General features: G+C 65.1%; 20 protein-coding genes and 1 tRNA gene. 11 read left to right on the top strand and 10 right to left on the bottom strand.

Going from position 1 to position 18,509, the window contains the following annotated elements:
• Positions 1 to 2: 2 nt before the first annotated feature.
• Positions 3 to 827 carry an SDR family oxidoreductase gene (locus tag G6N43_RS28175; RefSeq protein WP_083150644.1) on the bottom strand — a complete coding sequence of 275 codons (825 nt, stop codon included), beginning with the start codon at positions 825 to 827 and terminating at the stop codon, positions 3 to 5.
• A gap of 69 nt (positions 828 to 896) precedes the next feature.
• Between G6N43_RS28175 and G6N43_RS28170 the strand changes: the two genes are divergently transcribed.
• Together G6N43_RS28170 and G6N43_RS28165 are read left to right on the top strand one after the other, a co-directional pair.
• Positions 897 to 1,589 (top strand): demethylmenaquinone methyltransferase, encoded by a 693-nt coding sequence (locus G6N43_RS28170; RefSeq protein ID WP_083150492.1) that lies wholly within the window; start codon positions 897 to 899, stop codon positions 1,587 to 1,589.
• Positions 1,590 to 1,754: 165 nt separating this feature from the next.
• Positions 1,755 to 2,813, top strand: a complete 1,059-nt coding sequence (locus tag G6N43_RS28165) for an alpha/beta hydrolase (protein ID WP_083150643.1) — start codon at positions 1,755 to 1,757, stop codon at positions 2,811 to 2,813.
• A 438-nt stretch (positions 2,814 to 3,251) separates the two neighbouring features.
• Here the strand turns inward: G6N43_RS28165 and G6N43_RS28160 are convergent, their stop codons facing one another.
• Positions 3,252 to 3,680 (bottom strand): GAF domain-containing protein, encoded by a 429-nt coding sequence (locus G6N43_RS28160; protein ID WP_083150642.1) that lies wholly within the window; start codon positions 3,678 to 3,680, stop codon positions 3,252 to 3,254.
• A gap of 33 nt (positions 3,681 to 3,713) precedes the next feature.
• Here G6N43_RS28160 and G6N43_RS28155 point away from each other — a divergent pair, with 33 nt between their 5' ends.
• Positions 3,714 to 3,980: a hypothetical protein gene (locus G6N43_RS28155; protein WP_083150490.1), complete on the top strand. Its 267-nt coding sequence runs from the start codon at positions 3,714 to 3,716 to the stop codon at positions 3,978 to 3,980.
• Here G6N43_RS28155 and menJ read toward each other — a convergent pair.
• Complete coding sequence (menJ, locus tag G6N43_RS28150; protein ID WP_083150489.1) at positions 3,977 to 5,197, bottom strand: menaquinone reductase MenJ; 1,221 nt, start codon at positions 5,195 to 5,197, stop codon at positions 3,977 to 3,979. The genes G6N43_RS28155 and menJ overlap by 4 nt on opposite strands.
• A 21-nt stretch (positions 5,198 to 5,218) precedes the next feature.
• Here menJ and grcC1 point away from each other — a divergent pair, with 21 nt between their 5' ends.
• The 3 genes from grcC1 (at position 5,219) to G6N43_RS28135 (ending at position 7,807) form a co-directional block, all read left to right on the top strand.
• Positions 5,219 to 6,226, top strand: coding sequence for a nonaprenyl/(2E,6E)-farnesyl/geranylgeranyl diphosphat synthase (grcC1, locus tag G6N43_RS28145; protein WP_179967938.1), 1,008 nt, complete (start codon positions 5,219 to 5,221; stop codon positions 6,224 to 6,226).
• A gap of 91 nt (positions 6,227 to 6,317) precedes the next feature.
• The gene (htpX, locus tag G6N43_RS28140) at positions 6,318 to 7,199 is read left to right on the top strand and encodes a zinc metalloprotease HtpX (RefSeq protein WP_083150487.1); all 882 of its coding nucleotides are present in this window, start codon (positions 6,318 to 6,320) and stop codon (positions 7,197 to 7,199) included.
• A 35-nt stretch (positions 7,200 to 7,234) separates the two neighbouring features.
• Positions 7,235 to 7,807, top strand: coding sequence for a hypothetical protein (locus G6N43_RS28135; RefSeq protein WP_083150486.1), 573 nt, complete (start codon positions 7,235 to 7,237; stop codon positions 7,805 to 7,807).
• A 9-nt stretch (positions 7,808 to 7,816) separates the two neighbouring features.
• On the opposite strand, the gene G6N43_RS28130 is transcribed toward G6N43_RS28135, so the two are convergent.
• Both G6N43_RS28130 and G6N43_RS28125 read right to left on the bottom strand, forming a co-directional pair.
• Positions 7,817 to 8,842, bottom strand: a complete 1,026-nt coding sequence (locus tag G6N43_RS28130) for an NAD(P)H-dependent glycerol-3-phosphate dehydrogenase (protein WP_083150485.1) — start codon at positions 8,840 to 8,842, stop codon at positions 7,817 to 7,819.
• 55 nt (positions 8,843 to 8,897) lie between these two features.
• The gene (locus tag G6N43_RS28125; protein WP_083150484.1) at positions 8,898 to 9,389 is read right to left on the bottom strand and encodes a YajQ family cyclic di-GMP-binding protein; all 492 of its coding nucleotides are present in this window, start codon (positions 9,387 to 9,389) and stop codon (positions 8,898 to 8,900) included.
• Positions 9,390 to 9,503: 114 nt separating this feature from the next.
• Here G6N43_RS28125 and G6N43_RS28120 point away from each other — a divergent pair.
• Positions 9,504 to 9,589, top strand: a tRNA-Tyr gene (locus G6N43_RS28120).
• Between the two features lie 96 nt (positions 9,590 to 9,685).
• Here G6N43_RS28120 and G6N43_RS28115 read toward each other — a convergent pair.
• A complete protein-coding gene (locus G6N43_RS28115) occupies positions 9,686 to 10,234 on the bottom strand; it encodes a TetR/AcrR family transcriptional regulator (RefSeq protein ID WP_083150483.1) in 549 nt (182 codons plus the stop codon).
• Between the two features lie 204 nt (positions 10,235 to 10,438).
• Here G6N43_RS28115 and G6N43_RS28110 point away from each other — a divergent pair, with 204 nt between their 5' ends.
• The gene (locus G6N43_RS28110; RefSeq protein ID WP_083150641.1) at positions 10,439 to 12,601 is read left to right on the top strand and encodes a molybdopterin oxidoreductase family protein; all 2,163 of its coding nucleotides are present in this window, start codon (positions 10,439 to 10,441) and stop codon (positions 12,599 to 12,601) included.
• A gap of 16 nt (positions 12,602 to 12,617) precedes the next feature.
• Here G6N43_RS28110 and G6N43_RS28105 read toward each other — a convergent pair whose 3' ends face one another.
• Positions 12,618 to 13,472: a spirocyclase AveC family protein gene (locus G6N43_RS28105; protein WP_133056548.1), complete on the bottom strand. Its 855-nt coding sequence runs from the start codon at positions 13,470 to 13,472 to the stop codon at positions 12,618 to 12,620.
• Between the two features lie 329 nt (positions 13,473 to 13,801).
• On the opposite strand from G6N43_RS28105, the gene G6N43_RS30795 reads away from it, so the two are divergent.
• Together G6N43_RS30795 and G6N43_RS30920 are read left to right on the top strand one after the other, a co-directional pair.
• Positions 13,802 to 14,056 (top strand): hypothetical protein, encoded by a 255-nt coding sequence (locus tag G6N43_RS30795; RefSeq protein WP_234810063.1) that lies wholly within the window; start codon positions 13,802 to 13,804, stop codon positions 14,054 to 14,056.
• Entirely contained in the window at positions 14,053 to 14,178 is a 126-nt protein-coding gene (locus tag G6N43_RS30920; protein ID WP_263991979.1) for a hypothetical protein, read from the top strand. Before G6N43_RS30795 ends, G6N43_RS30920 begins: the two co-directional genes overlap by 4 nt.
• A gap of 12 nt (positions 14,179 to 14,190) precedes the next feature.
• Here G6N43_RS30920 and G6N43_RS28095 read toward each other — a convergent pair whose 3' ends face one another.
• The gene (locus G6N43_RS28095) at positions 14,191 to 14,520 is read right to left on the bottom strand and encodes a hypothetical protein (protein WP_133056547.1); all 330 of its coding nucleotides are present in this window, start codon (positions 14,518 to 14,520) and stop codon (positions 14,191 to 14,193) included.
• Between the two features lie 724 nt (positions 14,521 to 15,244).
• On the opposite strand from G6N43_RS28095, the gene G6N43_RS28085 reads away from it, so the two are divergent.
• Complete coding sequence (locus G6N43_RS28085) at positions 15,245 to 16,390, top strand: serine hydrolase domain-containing protein (RefSeq protein WP_083150480.1); 1,146 nt, start codon at positions 15,245 to 15,247, stop codon at positions 16,388 to 16,390.
• Between the two features lie 21 nt (positions 16,391 to 16,411).
• On the opposite strand, the gene G6N43_RS28080 is transcribed toward G6N43_RS28085, so the two are convergent.
• Both G6N43_RS28080 and G6N43_RS28075 read right to left on the bottom strand, forming a co-directional pair.
• Entirely contained in the window at positions 16,412 to 17,335 is a 924-nt protein-coding gene (locus G6N43_RS28080) for a DUF4436 domain-containing protein (protein WP_083150479.1), read from the bottom strand.
• A 180-nt stretch (positions 17,336 to 17,515) separates the two neighbouring features.
• Complete coding sequence (locus tag G6N43_RS28075; protein WP_083150478.1) at positions 17,516 to 18,496, bottom strand: PDR/VanB family oxidoreductase; 981 nt, start codon at positions 18,494 to 18,496, stop codon at positions 17,516 to 17,518.
• Positions 18,497 to 18,509: the final 13 nt, after the last annotated feature.

The raw sequence follows: 18,509 nt of genomic DNA, 5'->3' as shown, positions 1-18,509 counted from the left end.
ACCTAGCCTTGTGCCAGGACGGCGACCGGCTGCCATTCCTCCCACGTCGCCAGCCGGCTTTCGTAATCGGCCTTGGCCAACTGCAGCGGCAGCTCACCGAAAAAGACTCTCAGCGGCGGCTTTTCGGCGTCGACGATCTTGAGGACCGCTGCCGCCGACGCCTTCGGATCGCCCGGAGCCGAGACCCGCTGACTGCGTTTCCGGTCGGCTTCCTCGTGCACCTCATTGTAATCCGGCAGCGGCGTCGAACGGCGAGAAGACGACCCCGCCCAGTCGGTCGCGAACCCGCCCGGCTCGATCAGCGTCACGTGGATCCCGAACGGCTCGACCTCCTGTGCCAACGCCTGCGAGAACCCCTCGAGCGCCCACTTCGACGCGTGATAGATGCCGACGTTCTGGAACGCCGTGATCCCGCCGATCGATGACACCTGAATTATGTGTCCGCTGCGCTGCGCCCGCAGATACGGCAGCGCCGCCTGAGTGACCCACAGCGCGCCGAACATGTTCGTTTCGATCTGGTCGCGCGCCTCCTGCTCGGTCAACTCCTCGATGAAGCCGAAGTGGCCGTAGCCGGCGTTGTTCACGACGATGTCGAGCCGCCCGAAGTGGTCGTGCGCTTGCTTCACCGCGGCGAAGTCCGCCTCGCGGTCGGTCACGTCCAGCTGAATGGGCAGTAACGCATCGCCGTATTTCTCGACGAGATCGTCCAACGACTTAGTGTCGCGGGCCGTGCCCGCCACCTTGTCTCCGCGCTCCAGGGCCGCGATGGCCCACTCCCGGCCGAAGCCTCGTGATGTCCCGGTGATGAACCAAACTTTTTCCGTCACGTTCACAGAATGCCCGGAAAGGCCCTGGGCATTCCCGTTGACAGCAACTCGGCAGGTAGCGTCGGCGCTGTGAGCCGCGCGACGCTGGACAAGGACCCCCACGAGGTCGCCTCGATGTTCGACGCGGTGGCACGCCGCTACGACCTCACCAACACCGTGCTGTCGCTCGGTCAGGACCGGTTCTGGCGGCGCGCGACGCGCTCGGCGCTGCGCATCGGGCCCGGCGATACCGTCCTCGACCTCGCGGCGGGCACCGCGGTCTCGACGGTGGAGCTGCAGACCTCGGGGGCGTGGTGCGTGGCCGCGGACTTCTCGGTCGGCATGCTCGCCGCCGGTCGCGCGCGCAACGTGCCGAAGGTCGCCGCGGACGGCACCAAACTGCCGTTCGCCGACGAGGTATTCGACGGCGTGACCATCAGCTTCGGGCTGCGCAACATCGTCGACCACTCGGCGGCGCTGCGGGAGATGGCGCGCGTGACGAAACCCGGCGGCAGGCTGGTGGTGTGCGAGTTCTCGACGCCGACGAACCGGGCGTTCGCGACGCTCTACAAGGAGTACCTGATGCGGGCGCTGCCGCGAATGGCGCGCGCGGTGTCGTCTAACCCCGACGCCTACGTCTATCTCGCCGAGTCCATCCGCGCCTGGCCCGACCAGCCGGACCTCGCGCGCGACATCGCCGACGCCGGCTGGTCGGCGGTGCGGTGGCGCAACCTCACCGGCGGGATCGTGGCGCTGCACGCCGCGACCAAGCCGTCACACTGAGCAACTCCGCAGCAGGCCAAGTGCCGGTAGCGACGGAGAATCAGTATTAACTTATGGCCATGAGGAGACGGCAGGCCGTCCGTCGCGCTGGACGGCGAACCGTTCGAGGCAGTCGAGTAACCGAAATCCGGGCCGGGCGGCGTGGCTCCGTTGTACGGTCGCGCAATGGCCTACGGACGTCACGCTGACCCGGACATGACACTCGGCACCGATCCGCGCTCGGATCCACGAATGGTCAAGGCGTTCGCGGAGTTCGGGCTCGACGGGAGACAGCCGCCGATACCGCTCTCCGTCGACTCACCCCTCGAGGATCGACTGGCCTTCGCCGCGATGAGCGAGGAGGGCATGGGTGCGGTCTTCGACCTGTTCGCCTCGCGCGCTGAAGAGACCACCGGTGTCACCACGACGACGACCACGATCACCGGCGTGGACGGCAACGAGATCACGCTGTACATCAGCCGGCCGGACGCCGCGACCGGTCCGCTGCCCGCGGTGGTGCATCTGCACGGCGGCGGCATGGCGATCAGCAGCGCCGCCGACACGGCCTACATCAGACTGCGCGAATCCCTCGCCGCGACAGGGGTTGTCGTCGTCGGCGTCGAGTTCCGCAATTCGGCGGGCAAGCTGGGTCCGCACCCGTTCCCCGCGGGTCTGAACGACTGCGCGGCCGGTGTTCGATGGACCGCCGCCAACCGCGCCGAACTCGGCATCACGCACCTGATCGTGAACGGCGAATCCGGCGGCGGAAACCTCACACTCACCGTGTCGCACAAGGCGAAACGGGAAGGGTGGCTGCACGAGATCGCCGGCTTCTACGCGCAGTGCCCGTACATATCGAACCGCTGGCTCGAGGAGTGTGAGGATCTGCCCTCGCTCACCGAGAACGACGACTACTTCATCTCATGCCAGCAACTGGCGCTGCTCGGCTCGCTCTACGACCCGACCAACAGCCACTCCGACGACGTCACTTGCTGGGCCGGGCTCGCCACGGATGAAGACCTGGCGGGCATGCCGCCGCACGTCATTTCGGTCAACGAACTGGATCCGCTGCGCGACGAAGGACTGCAGTACTACCGCCGCCTCGTGCAGGCGGGCGTACCGACGGTGGGGCGCCTGATTCCCGGCACCTGCCATGGCGGTGACCTCATCACAGGGCATGTGATGCCAGAGGTTTTCGACGCCACCATGCGCGACGTCAGCGGGTTCGCGAAATCGCTCGGCTAGCGCCGGGCACTAAGTGGTTGATCGCACGCACCTGGTGCAGGCCATCAACTAGTTAAGCGCGTTGGTTAGCCCAGGGTGAGGGGGTTGTTCCCAAGCCCAGGGACAACCACGTCGTCCATGCTCTGTTGGGGCGAGGTGCGGTTCTGCTGCTGCTCGCGGACGGGCCCGCACACACCGACGTAGGTGACTTCCTCACAGGGACCATTCGGGGCGGCGCTCGCAACGGTGACCGAGCCCAACGCAGCGGCAGCAATGGCTATTGCAGCGACCGCCGATCGAACTATCAGTCTTTGCATCGTGGATTCCTTCCGCCGATGCTTGGTGGAACGCCCGTGCGCTCAAGAATAATCCTGCCGAGCCGTCGAGAATAGCTCCTCTAGCAGGGCTTATATTTAGTCTGGCTGTCAAATTCCGAGGTGTTCAAGACGCGTTTAGCGCTTAAATTCCGTGCCGCTTGCGCCAAATCGCCGCGGTTTGCTCACCCACGTTTGGGTCGTGCGTCTGTTGGAAATTGCGCCCGCCTCGCGCGAAGGTGGCTAGCACCGCGGCGGGTACGTCAGGCTCGAGCACCGGATTGGTGACCCACCGGCAGGGTCGCGCGTGGACGAGGTCGACCGCGGCGCCGTCGTCGTCGTAAAAGAGCGGGCCCTCGATGCGACCCAGCCAGTACAGCCCGTCGGCGTCGCGGGTCCATACGAAAGAACCGTCGGCCACGGCACCGAACCGGGCGACCCGACGGTCCAGTCGTTCGTCGGCTCCTGCGTCGCCGAAGCCGACGAGGCCCTTCGTCAGCGCACGCTCGATGGTCGGTCGCAAGTCGAAGTCGTCACTGCGGGACCGCATCGGAGCGCGGTACACATCGACCATCCGCTGGGCCACCCGCGCTATTCTGCACGCGAGATGGCTACGTTCAAGCGGTATCTGATGTTTCAGGCGATGACGTTCGTCTTCGGCATCGTCGGTCCGCTCTTCCTCATCATCTACTTCGCGACGCAGCCCGACCCCACGGTCCGCTGGGCGTACTGGTGGGGTCTGTTCATCACCGCGGCCGACATCCTGATTGCGTTGGGGCTCACCGCTTCAAGCGCGGAGAACAAGACACCCGCGGATGTGACTATCGCGCTGGCACTGCAGAAACGGATGCTTCGCGGCGAGGACGACGGCTAGCGGAACGGCGGTCGTTCGTCGATCCGGCGCGACAGCGCCCCGGCTCGCCGCCACACGCGCGCAACCCAATCCGCATCCTCATCGGTGACGAAGTTGCCCATCACGCGCACCGCGATCGTCATCAGGAACGTCGACCGCATCGCCAGCGGCCCCGTCGCGGGCAGGAACCGCGGAATCGTCAGCAGCAGACCCAGCCGGCGGGCCACCGAGAAGCCCTGCGCGTAGTGCTCCGACAGGACCGCGGGCCACGCCGCCGTCAGGTCTCCGGTGCCCAGCAGCTCGGCCGCCAGCCTGCCCGTCTCCAGCCCGTAGTCGATGCCCTCACCGTTGAGCGGATTGACGCAGGCCGCGGCGTCGCCGATCAGCATCCAGTTCGGCCCGGAGACCCCCGAGACCGCGCCGCCCATCGGAAGCAGCGCCGACAGGCCCGCGCGCGGCTGGCCGTCGAAGCCCCACTCCTCGCGGCGCAGGTCGGTGTAATACGACATCAGCGGCCGTAGTGCGGCGTCGGCCGGGCGTTTCGAGGTTGCCAGCGCACCGACGCCGATGTTCACCTCGCCGTTGCCCAGCGGGAAGATCCAGCCGTAGCCCGGCAGCACCTCACGCTCCGGTGAGCGCAGCTCCAGGTGCGACGTGATCCACGGCTCGCTGGCCCGCGGCGTGGCGATGTAGCCGCGGATCGCCACCCCGTAGACCGTCTGCTTGTGCCACTCGCGGCCCAGCACCCGGCCCAGTGTCGAGCGCGCACCGTCGGCCACGATCAGTTCACCGCACCCGATCTCCGCACCTGAGTCGAGAACCAGCGACGACACGCGCCCAGACGAATCATGATGTACGTCAACGGCTTTCGTGCCGAGTAGCATCTTGGCACCCTCGTCGACGGCGACCATGCGGATACGGTCGTCCAGTTCGGTGCGCGGCACCGCGCTGGACGTCGTCGGAAACGACGGTCCCGGCCACTCGATTTCCACGTCGGCGCCGAACCCCGACATGCGCAGTCCGCGGTGCCGCACGCGGCCATCCAGCCACTCACCGAGCCCGAGGCGCTCCATCTCCTGGACCGCCCGCGGGGTCAGCCCGTCGCCGCACGCCTTGTCGCGGGGGAATTGTGCGGAGTCGATCACGAGCACGTCGCGCCCGGCGCGGCAGGCCCACGCCGCGGCGGCCGAACCGGCGGGTCCAGCCCCGACCACGACCACGTCGGCTCGCATATCCATGGTTCCCAGTATGTTGGCAGGGTGAGAACGCCCGCGAGTGTGGTAGCAGGGGTCGACTTCGGAGACCCCGTGTTTGCGCAGGACGTTCGCGAGGCCGTCGCCCGTATCGAAGATCTCATGGCCACTGAGCTGGGCAAAGCCGACGAACTGATGTCCGAGGCCGTCCAGCACCTGTTCCAGGCCGGCGGGAAACGTTTCCGGCCCCTGTTCACCGTGTTGGCGGCCCGGCTGGGGCCAGAACCCGATGCGTGGCAGGTCGACGTCGCGGGGGCGGTCATCGAGCTGGTGCACCTGGCGACGCTGTATCACGACGATGTGATGGACGAGGCGCAGATGCGTCGCGGTGCGCCCAGCGCCAACGCGCGGTGGAGCAACAACATCGCGATCCTGGCCGGTGACTACCTGTTCGCGACGGCGTCGCGGCTGGTTTCGCGGCTGGGGCCCGAGGCGGTGCGCATCATCGCCGATACCTTCGCCCAGCTGGTCACGGGCCAGATGCGCGAAACCCGCGGCGCGGCCGACCACGTCGACTCCGTGGAGCATTACCTCAAGGTGGTGTACGAGAAGACCGCCTGCCTGATCGCGGCCTCCGGCCGGTTCGGGGCGACGTTCTCGGGCGCCGACGAGGAGCAGATCGAGCGGCTGAGCCGCCTCGGCGGCATCGTCGGAACGGCGTTCCAGATCTCCGACGACATCATCGACATCGACAGCGACCCAGACGAATCCGGCAAGCTGCCCGGCACCGACCTGCGCGAGGGCGTGCACACGTTGCCGGTGCTCTACGCGCTACGGGATAGCGGTCCGGACGCCGACCGGCTGCGTGAGCTGCTCGCCGGGCCGATCGAAAACGACGACGACCTGGCGGAGGCGCTGACGCTGTTACGCGCCTCGCAGGGCATGGTCCGGGCCAAGCAGACGGTCGCTGAGTACGCCGCGCGGGCGCGCGAGGAGCTGGCCAATCTGCCCGAGGGTCCCGGCCGGCAGGCGCTGGCGACGCTGGCGGACTACACCATCAATCGCCACGGCTGACAGGCTGCGGAACTCGTCGAGCCTGTCTATGCGTTAAGTCTGCTGTGATACGTCTCGGTGTGAGTAGAAGGCCCGGAAGGAGACAGCCGCGATGACCTGGCATCCCCACGCCAACACCGCCAAGACGTTCTTGCTGCTCGCGGGCTTTTCGGCGCTGATCGTGTTCATCGGGGCGCTGTTCGGCCGGAACATCATGTACCTGGCCGTGCTGTTCGCCGTCGGCATGAACGTCTACGTGTACTTCAACAGCGACAAGCTGGCGCTTCGGGCGATGCACGCGCAGCCGGTGACCGAGATGCAGGCGCCGGTGATGTACAAGATCGTGCGCGAACTGGCCACCACGGCGCGCCAACCGATGCCGCGCCTCTACATCAGCGACACCGCGGCCCCCAACGCGTTCGCGACGGGGCGTAACCCGCGCAACGCGGCGGTGTGCTGCACGACGGGCATCCTGGGCATCCTCAACGAGCGGGAGCTGCGGGCGGTCCTCGGCCACGAGCTCAGCCACGTGTACAACCGCGACATCCTCATCTCGTGTGTGGCCGGTGCGATGGCGTCGGTGGTGACCGCGTTGGCGATGGTCGCGCAGTTCGCGGGGATGTTCGGCGGCAGCCGCGAAGGCGGGTCGAATCCCTTTGCGATGCTTCTGGTTGCGCTGCTCGGCCCGATCGCGGCGACGGTGATCAAGCTGGCCGTTTCGCGGTCGCGTGAGTACCAGGCCGACCAGTCGGGCGCGGAGTTGACGGGCGATCCGCTGGCGTTGGCGAGTGCGCTGCGCAAGATCAGCGCGGGTGTGCAGCAGGCACCGCTGCCGCCGGAGCCGCAGCTGGCCGATCAAGCGCACCTGATGATCGCCAACCCGTTCCGGGCAGGGGAGCGGATCGGCAAGCTCTTCTCGACGCACCCGCCGATGGAGGACCGCATCGCGCGGCTGGAGGCGATGGCCGGCCGCGGCCCGGACCGGTATTACTGAGTAACGCAGCCTGCCCGGCGGCCGATGAAAAGGCCATGCTGCGACTCACAACCGCACCCTTTAGGGTGTGGACCGTGCTGAACAGAACGTTGATGGGCGTCGTGGGGGCCGCGGGCGTGGCCCTGATCGGCCTGCCGGGCACCGCGATGGCCCAGCCGTCGACGCCGGCTCCGCCGCCGCCACCGAACGTGAACGCGTACGCGCCGGCGAAGCTGTCGGACTACCAGGTGGTGGACAGCCAGTGGTACGCCTTCAAGACGGCTGACGGGTTGACCTGCGTGCTGCAGCGCAACGGCGGCTACGGCTGCAGTGGCGCCATTCCGGGTGCGCCGGAGGGTGCGACGCTCGTCAGCGGCGGTCCCGGCATCCCATCGTTCGCCAGGTCGGCCGGTGATGTGTTCGCCGGTGTCAACGCCAAGCCGCTGCCCGCCGGCGAGCGGCTCAGCTTTCAGACGGTGAGCTGCGGCAGCGATGGGTCGGTGACGACCTGTTCGGACAGCCGCAACCAGTCTGGGTTCGTCCTCACCCCCGCGGGCAGCTACATCATCAATGGGGGCGTGAACCCGCTCCTGGATCGGCCTGAGGGCACCAACCCGTTCTTCAACTGAGCGTCGGACTCAGAACCCTGCGCCGTGCACCTCGTGCCCGGGCTCCTCGCGCATGAGGCCGCGGTAGGCCTGCTCGACGGATGAGCCGTGGTTGACGACGCCATCGACCTCCCTGGCGATCGGCATCGAGATACCGTACTTGTCAGCGAATTCCATGATGACGCTCGCGGCCTTGACGCCCTCGGCGACCTGATTCATCGACGAGATGATCTCCTCGATCGACTTACCGGAGCCGAGCTGCTCGCCGACATGGCGGTTGCGGCTGCGCTGGCTGGTGCACGTGACGATGAGATCGCCCATGCCGGCGAGACCGGCGAAGGTGTCGCGGTGGCCGCCCATCGCCTCGCCGAGTTTCGACATTTCCCGCAGGGCTCGGGCGATCACCATCGCGCGCGTATTCTCGCCGATGCCAAGGGAATAGCCCATGCCGACGGCGATCGCGTACACGTTCTTGAGCGCGCCGGCCATCTCCACGCCGACCACGTCGTCGGTGGTGTAGGTCCTAAACCTTCTGGTGCGGAACAGGTTTCCGAGGTTCGCCGCGAGGCTCTGGTCGGGCATGGCGAGCACCGCTGCGGCGGCATAGCCCTCGGCCACCTCGCGCGCGATGTTCGGCCCGGCCAGGATGCCCGCCGGGTGGCCCGGCAGCACCTCGTTGACGATCTGGCTCATGCGGTAGTTGGTGCCCTGCTCGAGGCCCTTCACCAACGAGACGACGGGCACCCATGGGCGTAGTTCCTTGGCCAGCTCGGTCAGCACCGCCCGGAAGCCGTGCGACGGCACGCCCATCACGATGACGTCGGCGCACTCGGCGGCCTCGGAGAAGTCCGTGGTGGCCTGCAGCGTCAGCGCCAGCTCAACGTCGTTGCCGAGGTACTTGCTGTTGCGATGCCGCTCGTTGATGTCGTTGGCGGTCTCCTCCGAGCGCACCCATTGCAGCGTCGGGCCGCGCCGGGCGCAAATGGACGCCACGGTGGTGCCCCAGGAGCCTCCACCGAGGACGACGACTTTCGGTTCGCGTTGCGAAGGTGCCATGCCGATCAGGGTAGGACCGGAGGGTGGAAACGAGGGCCGATTCGGGAACGCCCGCTCAGCGGTAGTTGACGAACTGCAGCGCCACCTCGAGGTCGGCACCCTTGAGCAGGGCGATGACGGCCTGGAGATCGTCACGTTTCTTCGAGGAGACCCGGATCTCGTCGCCCTGGATCTGGGTCTTGACGCCCTTGGGGCCCTCGTCGCGGATGATCTTGGTGATCTTCTTGGCGTGCTCGGTGCTGATGCCCTGCTTGATCTGGCCGCTGACCTTGTAGGTTTTGCCCGAGGCCTGCGGTTCGCCGGCGTCGAAGGCCTTCATGGAGATGTCGCGGCGGATCAGTTTCTCCTTGAAGACGTCGATCGCGGCCTTGACCCGCTCCTCGGTCGAGGACGTGATGACGACGGTCTCCTCGCCCTGCCAGGCGATGGAGGTGTCGGTCCCGCGGAAGTCGTAGCGGGTGGAGAGCTCCTTGGCCGCCTGGTTCAGCGCATTGTCGACCTCCTGGCGGTCGACCTTGCTGACGATGTCGAACGATGAATCCGCCATTGGACTCGGTCCTCCTCGATATGTCAGGTGCGTTTTCGTCTTAGCACCATCCTCGTTGTACCCTGCTAGTCGCACCAAACCGGTACCGGGTTGTATCGGCCAGGACAGCACCCAGGCAGGTTGCCCGAGCGGCCAATGGGAGCGGACTGTAAATCCGTCGGCTAACGCCTACGCAGGTTCGAATCCTGCACCTGCCACCATGGTCAGGCCCGTTTTTCGGCGGGCCTGATTGCGTTGTGGGGCAGGACGGGCAGTCGCGTCGACTCGGTCTGCCGTGGACACCCCCGGGCCAATCGTCAGCGGGCCGCTCCATGGAGGAAGAACCGTGTGAGCAGATCCTCGCGCCGTTGACCGTCGGCGACTTCGGGGACGGCAATCGTCGTTTGAGTCAGCACGATGAAATTGCGAGCCAACCAAACCGGGTTCACATCGTCACGAAGTAATCCCGCGTACTGCCAGCTTTCCATCAATCGCGACAGTCCAATCGGGTCGGGCCCGGCCGCGGCGAGCGTAGGCGTGCCGATCAGAAACGCATACTTGTCGCCGAACTGCACTGCATGCGAGGCGAAATCGTGAACCGCATCCTCGTTGGGCACTAACGCGGAGGCCATCTCGACGATACGACGCCCTTCGATCAAGGCGTCGTCGAGCACCGCCTCAAGCAGTTCGCTTCGTGTTGGGAAGTGTCGGTACAAGGTCGCGCGGTGGACACCGGCAACTTCGGCGACGCGGTCCATCGCAGCATCTCGGTCGCGGTTGAAAGTGCGGGCAGCAGCGGCGACGATGCGCACTCTTGTCGCGCGGTGATCTGCGCGACGTGGAACCTCGCGTGCTTCCCTTTGCACACTCTGAGACTAGGCGACAGAAGAATGCCGCGGCGGGATCAAGATCGACTGCGGCAAGCCGCCGTGCCGATGCACGGAAAGCCTCACCATTGCTTCTCGGCCCTCGCCACTTCGCATCGCCACACCCACCATCCTGATACGCATACTAAAGCAAATCACGAATTTCGCCGATCAATTGCGTAGAAAATTGTTATCATGATCGCTATGTCGCTCACGGTCTTAAGGACGTGCAATCTGTGCGAGGCGCACTGCGGAATCACGGTCGAAGTCGAGGGCAGCAGGGTGCTGCGTATCGCCGGCGACAAGGAGGACGAGTTCTCTCGCGGCTATGTGTGTCCGAAGGCGCCGGCGCTGGCCGATCTCTACGAAGATCCCGATCGACTGCGTCACCCGGTACGCCGGGTTGGTGACCGTTGGGAACGGATCAGTTGGGATGAGGCGTTCGCGCTTGTAGAGTCCGGCATCCGCACGGTGCAGCAACGCTACGGACCTGACGCCGTCGGGACATATCTCGGTAATCCCGGCGCACACAATTGGGGCTTCTACGCGTTCTTCGCGTTGCGCATAGCGTTGGGCACCAGCAGCAACTGTTCTGCTTCGACGCTGGACCAAAGTCCACAACAGGTCGTCAACGGCGAAGTGTTGGGCAACGCCGCAGTTTTCGCCGTGCCCGATATCGATCGAACCGACTACATGCTGATGCTCGGTGCGAATCCGGCAGCATCCAACGGTTCGGCGATGACAGCGCCCGGGGTGCGCTGGCGTCTGCGCGACGTGATGAAGCGGGGCGGCCGCGTAGTAGTGGTGGACCCGCGGCGCACCGAAACTGCCGAGTCGGCAACGGAGCACGTCGCCGTGCGACCGGGCGGAGATCCATTCCTCTTGCTCGGGATCATCCATTTGTTGTTCAAAGAAGGCCTGACGTCTCCAGGGCGCCTCGCGGCTTTCACCGATGGCATCGACGAGGTACGCAGAATTGCCGACGACTGGCCGCCTGCACGCGCCGGTGAGTACGCCGGTGTCGATTCCACGACCATTGAGCGGATCGCTCGTGAATTCGCCGCTGCCTCTGCACCCGTCGCGTACGGCCGCGTCGGGGTCTGCCAGACGCGCACTGGCAGTGTCACACACTGGCTCATCCTGGCCCTGAACGTCATCACCGGACGACTCGATTCTCCCGGCGGCTCGATGTTCGCCAAACCACCGGTGGATCTAGTGGCGGCAGGTCGTCTGGGTACGCGTAAGGGTGTCATCGGCATCGACCCGTCACGGCGCGACCACGTTACGGACCGACCAATCGTGAACGGTGAATTCCCGGTTGCGACGCTTCCCGATCAGATCAACGCCGGACGGGTGCGGGCCTTGCTCGTCCACGCCGGCAACCCCGTGCTGTCGGCGCCCGGCGGGCGACGGCTCGATGCCGCGCTGGACCGACTCGACTTCTTCGTTGCGATCGACATGTACGTCAACGAGACGTCGCGTCACGCGAACGTCATCCTGCCGCCGGTGTCGGCACTGCAGCGCGACGATATGGATCTGATATTCGCGGCCATGTCGGTACGCAATCATGTTCGTTACAGCCGCGCCGCCGTTCCGAAAGACCCAGACGGACTTGAAGACTGGGAAATACTCAACAACTTGACGCGGCGCCTGAGCCATGGGCTGCGAGGGCGGCTGATCGCCAACACAATGGGACGCATGTCGCCGAAGCAACTGGTCGGCTTGGCCATCCTCACCAGCCCTCGCGGTGTCCTGCGCGCGGGACCCCGACGCGGATTGACGCTTGGCCGCATCAAAGCAGCGCCGCATGGCATCGACCTCGGTGCGCTGGAGTCTTGTCTTCCAGACGACCTGGGCACACCAGACCGCCGCATCAAACTGGGCGCCCCGCGGCTTGTCGAAGAAGCCGCCAACCTGGCCAGGCGAGCCGAAGAGGACGCGGCAAGCCGTCGAGAGGGCTTCGACCTCACGCTGATCGGGCGGCGTCAACTTCGAAGCAACAACTCCTGGATGCACAATTCGGCGCGGCTGATGAAGGGCGCCGATCGCTGCACCGCGATGCTGCACCCCGACGATGCCGCGCAGCGTGGACTCAATGACGGTGAGATGGTGCGCGTCAGCTCCGCGATCGGATCAATAGAACTTCCGCTAGAGGTCACCGATGCGATGCGTCCCGGCGTTGTCTCTATTCCCCATGGATTCGGGCACGACCGGGCTGGGGTCGGATGGCGAATTGCTGCCTCGAAGGCGGGTGCCAGCGTGAACGACATCAATGATCCAGAGCTGCACGACATCCTGTCCGGCAACGCGGCAATGAACTCGGTACCCGTGCGAATCGAGCGACTACCGCAGCCGGCGGAGATCTAGTCCGCTTATCTCCCGGTTACGGCACCGGGAAGTAGGACGGGAAGACGTTCGGTGGAGCTGTGCGCATGGCGGCGAACACATTCCACGGTAGGAAATAGAGCAGAAGGTACGTGACTTGGAGGAACGCGAATATCGCGAAGAACCGAAGGATCGTCGAGGGGTATTGTCCTGTGCGTCCCGCGGGTAGGCCACGCTCCACGAAAGTCAGCCCGTCTTGATCCCGGTACCAACGGAATGCGGTGAGCGTGGTCCACACGAGAGAGAACAGAATCGGGTTGTAGACGGGCCAAGCGAACTGGGTTCCATCCCAAAGTGTCAGTGCCTCATACGGTCTGATGTTTGCGATGGCGCCGATACGAAGGTAGACATTCTCCGCGATCGCCTCAATGAACATGTTCGAAACAAACACCAACCCGAACGCGCGCACCGGCCCCCAGCTGGGATGCCGATTTTGCACGTAGGTCAACAACGCGCATCCCGACGTGACGGCCAGGAAGAACGCCCACGTGTATGCACCGAAGACGAATCCGATGGGAACAACCCATAATTCGGGCTGCGGACTCTGCCATCCCGGTATATAACCGCCCCACGATCCGACGTTCAGGTGATGCGCGTTGTACTGGAATGAGAAGGTCCAGTAGTTGTCCATCACGTCCCAGTAGTTGAGCAGGAACGCGGCGATCACGAACAGCCCGTCGAATCCGAGCGGGCGTCGTTGGATCAGCGGTCTGACCACGACCCAGCCGACGATCGCCAGAAAGGCGGCGAATTGAATCCACTCGAGCGCGTGCATGAGCACCAACTGCGCAGTGGGCATCGGATCGTCGCCGGGTGACACCGAGGACACCCCGCCGGCCAGCCACCGCCCCAACGAGTAACACGCTAGGAGCAGTGACGCCGCGCCGAGGACAGGCCAGAAATACGTCAGCCTGCGAAGCCTCCCCGTACGCGAACTGGTGTCTGACAGTAACGCTGACACTCGGGACTCCTCGCCGGGCTTGAAGGCCAACTAAATGCGACATCAGTGTCGCACTTAGTTGGCGGCCGGGTCAAGGGCCGGGAGGGTGTGGTGCGGGGGCTACTGCGGTATCGGCGCGCCGTCCCGCGCGACGACCTCGGACCGCCGACAGTGTGGGTAGACGGCCAAGAACCGCGGATGCTGCGCCTAGCAGGCACTTACGGCGATGGCTGGGTCCCGGCGTGGCCGATGAGCCCGTCGGACTATGGGGAAAGCGTCACATCGTCGCTGAGCACGCGCAAAGGGCGGGCAGGCCGATACCGGAATGCGCCTTACACATCGCGACCCTCATCGGCGAATCTCGTTCTCATGCAGCGGATCTGATGGACCGCGATCCGCTCGGAAAACTCGTGGCGCTGACGGTGTCGGCAGACATCTGGGCGAAGTATGGGCTGACGCATTCGGCCGGGGATGCTGCCGCGGCCTGGTCGACGTGATTCATCACGAACTCGATCCCGAACAACTGCGCGCGCTGACCGGAACTGTCGGCGGCGCCGACGAAGTCAACGCCAATACAGGGCAATTGGTATCGCTGGTGGCAGAGCTCAAGAAGCTCTAGCCAGGGTCGCGGTCAGGCAGCGTGGCGATCTGCGCGACGACGCGCGTCGGACGCGGTGCCCGCAGCTTCCTGAGCCTCGCGGAGCTGAGCGCTGAGTGAGTTGAACTTGATCACGAACGCCTGCGCGCTCTGGCTCGTGCCGTACGAATGGGGCTGCTGTCGGCGAATCTCGTGGCCGGTGTTGCGGATGGTCATCCGAACCTCGCCACCGCTTTCGGCTTGGCGCGGGGGAGCGCTGACGACGACCTCAGCCTTGAGCTCGGCGAGCGGCAACCGCAGGGCGTCACTATCAGCCCCGACGATGAGGTGGCTAGCGGTCAGACGCAGATCGTCCCAGCTCATTAACACACCGTCCGCGCGATCTCGCCGGCGTCGCATCTGCTCCACAAAAATCGCGACAGCCATCATTACCGCCACCGCTACGAACAGGCCCCCGATGAAAGCGGGGCTGAGTTTCGGGTCCACCGTTCCCCCTCCCGCGGATAGCCTGCTCAAATGAATTCATCCGGGTAGTGATCCCCATCACATCACCGTGCGGCCAAGATGTATCCAAAATGACGAAATTTGAAAAAGAACGTATCCCGGGCGGTGTTGACGGTGAGTGGACGCTTTGTGGATGCCGGTGTGCGAACATCGTTCGCCTCAGTCAGGTCTTCATTGATACTGCACGCTATTAGCACCCTGACCAGGCCTGATGACGGGTTCGGCAGGGCCACTCCCGTCGGGTGCCGGTTGCCGGGCGGCGAGACAAGGGCCGACGACGACCCGACGTCAGCAGCGGGCCGTCGTCGATTCGGCGTGGTGCTCTTCTGTCGTACCGTCGTCGTCGCAGGCGCCGCATAAGCATCCGTCGGACGGGTCGGCGCCGAGTAGTGCGGGACTCGTACCGAAGGTCTCCGAGTCGGCGGCATGAGTGTCTACCACTGGCCGCGGCGGGAGTCGCTGACCGCACTCTGCGCGGTCCTCGATCCGAACCGCTCCCGTTGAATCAGCGGAATCTCAGGTTCTACTCAGTAGTCAGTCGATTCACGGGTCAGCGCTATATCCTCGGCGCCAGGAGGTAGCCATGATCGACGGCAAACACAGACTGGCGGTTGGTCTCGTCGCGGTCGCACTGCTACTCGCCGCCTGTGGCGACCAGAGCGACGCCGCCGAAGAAGCCTCTCCGACAACGCAAGCGGGCACGCCCGCCACGTCCACCGTCTCGGTGACGGGTGCGTCGGATCCCGATCTGGCCGCGAACAGTCAGAGCGTGCTGGACGGTGCCGTCAAAGAGGATGAACCCGGGTGCTCCGCGGCGGTCGGAATAGAGGGCGACGTGGTCTGGTCCGGGGCCCGAGGTCTCGCCGACCTCGAAACAGGTGCTGAACTCACGACGGACAGCGTCTTCGACATCGCCTCGGTGTCAAAGCAATTCACCGCAACCGCGGCCCTCCTGCTGGCGGATGACGGCAAGCTGTCGCTCGACGACACGCTGGCCAGTCATGTGCCCGGGCTCCCCGAATGGGCCGAAACCGTGACCGTCGAACAGCTGATGCACCAGACGAGCGGAATCCCCGATTACATCGGACTGCTCGAGGACGCCGGATACGACTACACCGACCGGACCACGCAGGAGCAGGCTGTCGAGGCGTTGGCCAAAGTACCTGAGCTGCAATTCGAACCCGGCTCCCAGTTCGACTACTCGAACTCCAACTACCTGCTGCTCGCCGACATCGTGCAACAGGCCTCTGGCCAACCGTTGCCCGCGTTCCTGAGCGCGCATGTCTTCAAGCCGCTCGATCTGGCGATGACGATGGATCCCCGTGTCCTGCCAGACAGTGCCCAGCCCTACGAGTACGACGACAGCACGGGCGACTACACCCTGGCGGTCACCGCCTGGGAGCAGGTCGGCGACGGGGCGGTCCAAACCACGCCCAGTCAACTGGTCCGCTGGGCGGACAACTACCGCACGGGCAAGGTGGGCGGCCCGGAGCTCCTCGAGGCGCAAACCGCCGGAGCGGTGAAAACCGATCCCGACGGCGACGAGCGCTACGGCGCGGGACTCTTCGTACTACCCAACGGCGAGCTCTACCACGACGGCTCATGGTCAGGTTCGGTCACGGCATTCCACGTCAGCCCAGACCGACGCACGTCGATCGCCGTCAGTTGCAACACCGGGAATCAGGACCCGGAGGCCATCGCCGAGGAACTCAGCAATCTCTGGCTGTAGGGACCGAGCCGGCTCCCAGAGCTAGTCGACCTGTTTCTGCCAGGAGACGACCGCCATCACCATCGCGGTGACCAAGGCGACGAGAACCCACAACACGAGGGCGACGTCGATCCATGCGCCCGGTGGTGGCGCTCCAGGCAGGATGTTCCGCAGCGGGACAACCGCGAAAAGCATTGCGGCGTACCACGTCAGGAACGGCATCTGGAATGCCTTACGCCTCGTGATCACCTGCAGCGCTGTGATGATCGCCAACGTGGGCAGCGTGATCAGCACGACGCAGATGCCGAGATCGAAGGCGAGCGGGCCGAGTGACCGTTTCAGTGTCAACTTGGTCGCGTTCTCCGCACCGGAGTCATTCGGCCCTGGGGCTACCTCGTCGGCGTAGAGATCCCAGCCCTGCAGCGCCCCTTCGAGTTCGACGCGGGCGGGCAGGTACTGACGGTCTTCGCCGGATCCGACGAGCAACGTCGCGCTGCTCGGCGCGGTCGTATAGCGGTCGAACGGCCAGTTGTTCACGTCACCGTCGAGGTCGAGGGTGGTGGTCTTTTCGGCGGGGGCTTCACCCGCGGGAAAGTTCAAGTCGCCGAGCGTGTTCCACGGATACAGCCGCACCGAGATGTCGGTGTTGAGGACCTCCAGACGTTCGTCGATGAGGTCATTCTGCGGGATGACGAGCACCTTGACGTCAGCCTGGTAGTCGACGGTGCGCAACGCCTTCACCGTCACGAGGACGACTGTCTCGGATCCGTCGCCCTCGTCTGCCGGGCCCAACTCCGTAGCGGAACCGGACAGCTCCCAATACGCGAAGAGCGTGACACCGTAGGCCAATACAAAGAGCACAACGACGGCGATGATCGTTGCGACGCGCCGGCCCCCGGACGGGGACTTGGCGCCGTGGCGCGTACTTCCTTGGCGCCCTGGCGCCTGCGGGTTCTGGGGTTCCACGGACGGAATGTTAGGGGTGAGCGGTGATTTCCGAAGGGCTTTGGAAATCGCCGTCGACGCCGATGACAATAATGTCCTGAATGCGACAGCAGCCAGTTATCAAGATCACATTCGACGGCGCGTCCGACCGTAACGACGCCGGCCACCGATAAACGGACCACGTCCGCCGGATCTTGATCACTACAGGTCGAGGACCAGTCGGCGAGTCTTCGATCGGCTGACACAGATCATCATCGACCGGCCTGCCTCCCGCTCCTCCTTGCTCAGCAACGTATCCCTGTGATCCGGAATGCCTTCGATGACGCCAGTTTCACAGCTGCCGCAGTAGCCCTCCTCGCACGAAAAGCTGACATCCGGGTTGGTCTCCCGGACAACGTCGAGCAGCGTGCGGTTCGGCGGAACCGTCAGCCAGCGCCCTGATCGCTTCAATTCGACGATGAATTCGTGGTTGGCCGCGTGGTTGGCATTGTCGGTCAGGTTGGCATCGGGCGCGGCCCCGAACCGCTCCAGGTGAACTGGCCGTGCCGGAACGTCGGCGACGCTCCGATCCAGCACTGCCTGCAACAACGCTTCTGGTCCGCAGCAGTAGACCTCAGCCGCTGGGCTGGCGTCAGCGAACAAGCGATCCAGGTCGAGCAAGCCGCACCGATCCTGGGCGACGATGTGCACACTTCCACCGCGGGTTGAGCGCACCTCGTCGACAAATGCCATCGACGACAGCGATCGGCCACCGTAGGCGAGCGTCCAAGGAATGCCTTCACTCTCCACGTGTCGGATCATCGGCAGTATTGGGGTGATGCCGATGCCGCCGGCAATGAATAGATACTGAGCGGCCGGCGACAATGCAAAGTGATTGCGTGGGCCGCGTATCTGAAGCTCCTGCTGCGTCGTGATCGTGTCGTGAATCTCGATCGACCCACCACGCGATCGAGCATCCCGAAGGACCGCGATCCGGTAATGACCGCGATCGGTGACATCACCACACAGTGAGTATTGGCGGACCAGGCCGGAAGGCAGAATGAGATCGACGTGTGCGCCGGGCGTCCACGGCGGCAGCGGTGCACCACCCGCATGGCGTAACTCAAGGCCGACGACGCCGTCGGCCTCGGCAATGCGGCGGTGGACTACAACGTCGATCCGATCGCCTGCGAATTCGGTCATGCGCTCCGCCGAT

Source organism: Mycolicibacterium moriokaense, assembly GCF_010726085.1.
Lineage (GTDB): Bacteria > Actinomycetota > Actinomycetes > Mycobacteriales > Mycobacteriaceae > Mycobacterium > Mycobacterium moriokaense.
Note: the sequence above shows the minus strand (reverse complement) of the source record. Positions and strands in the feature narration are given on the sequence as shown.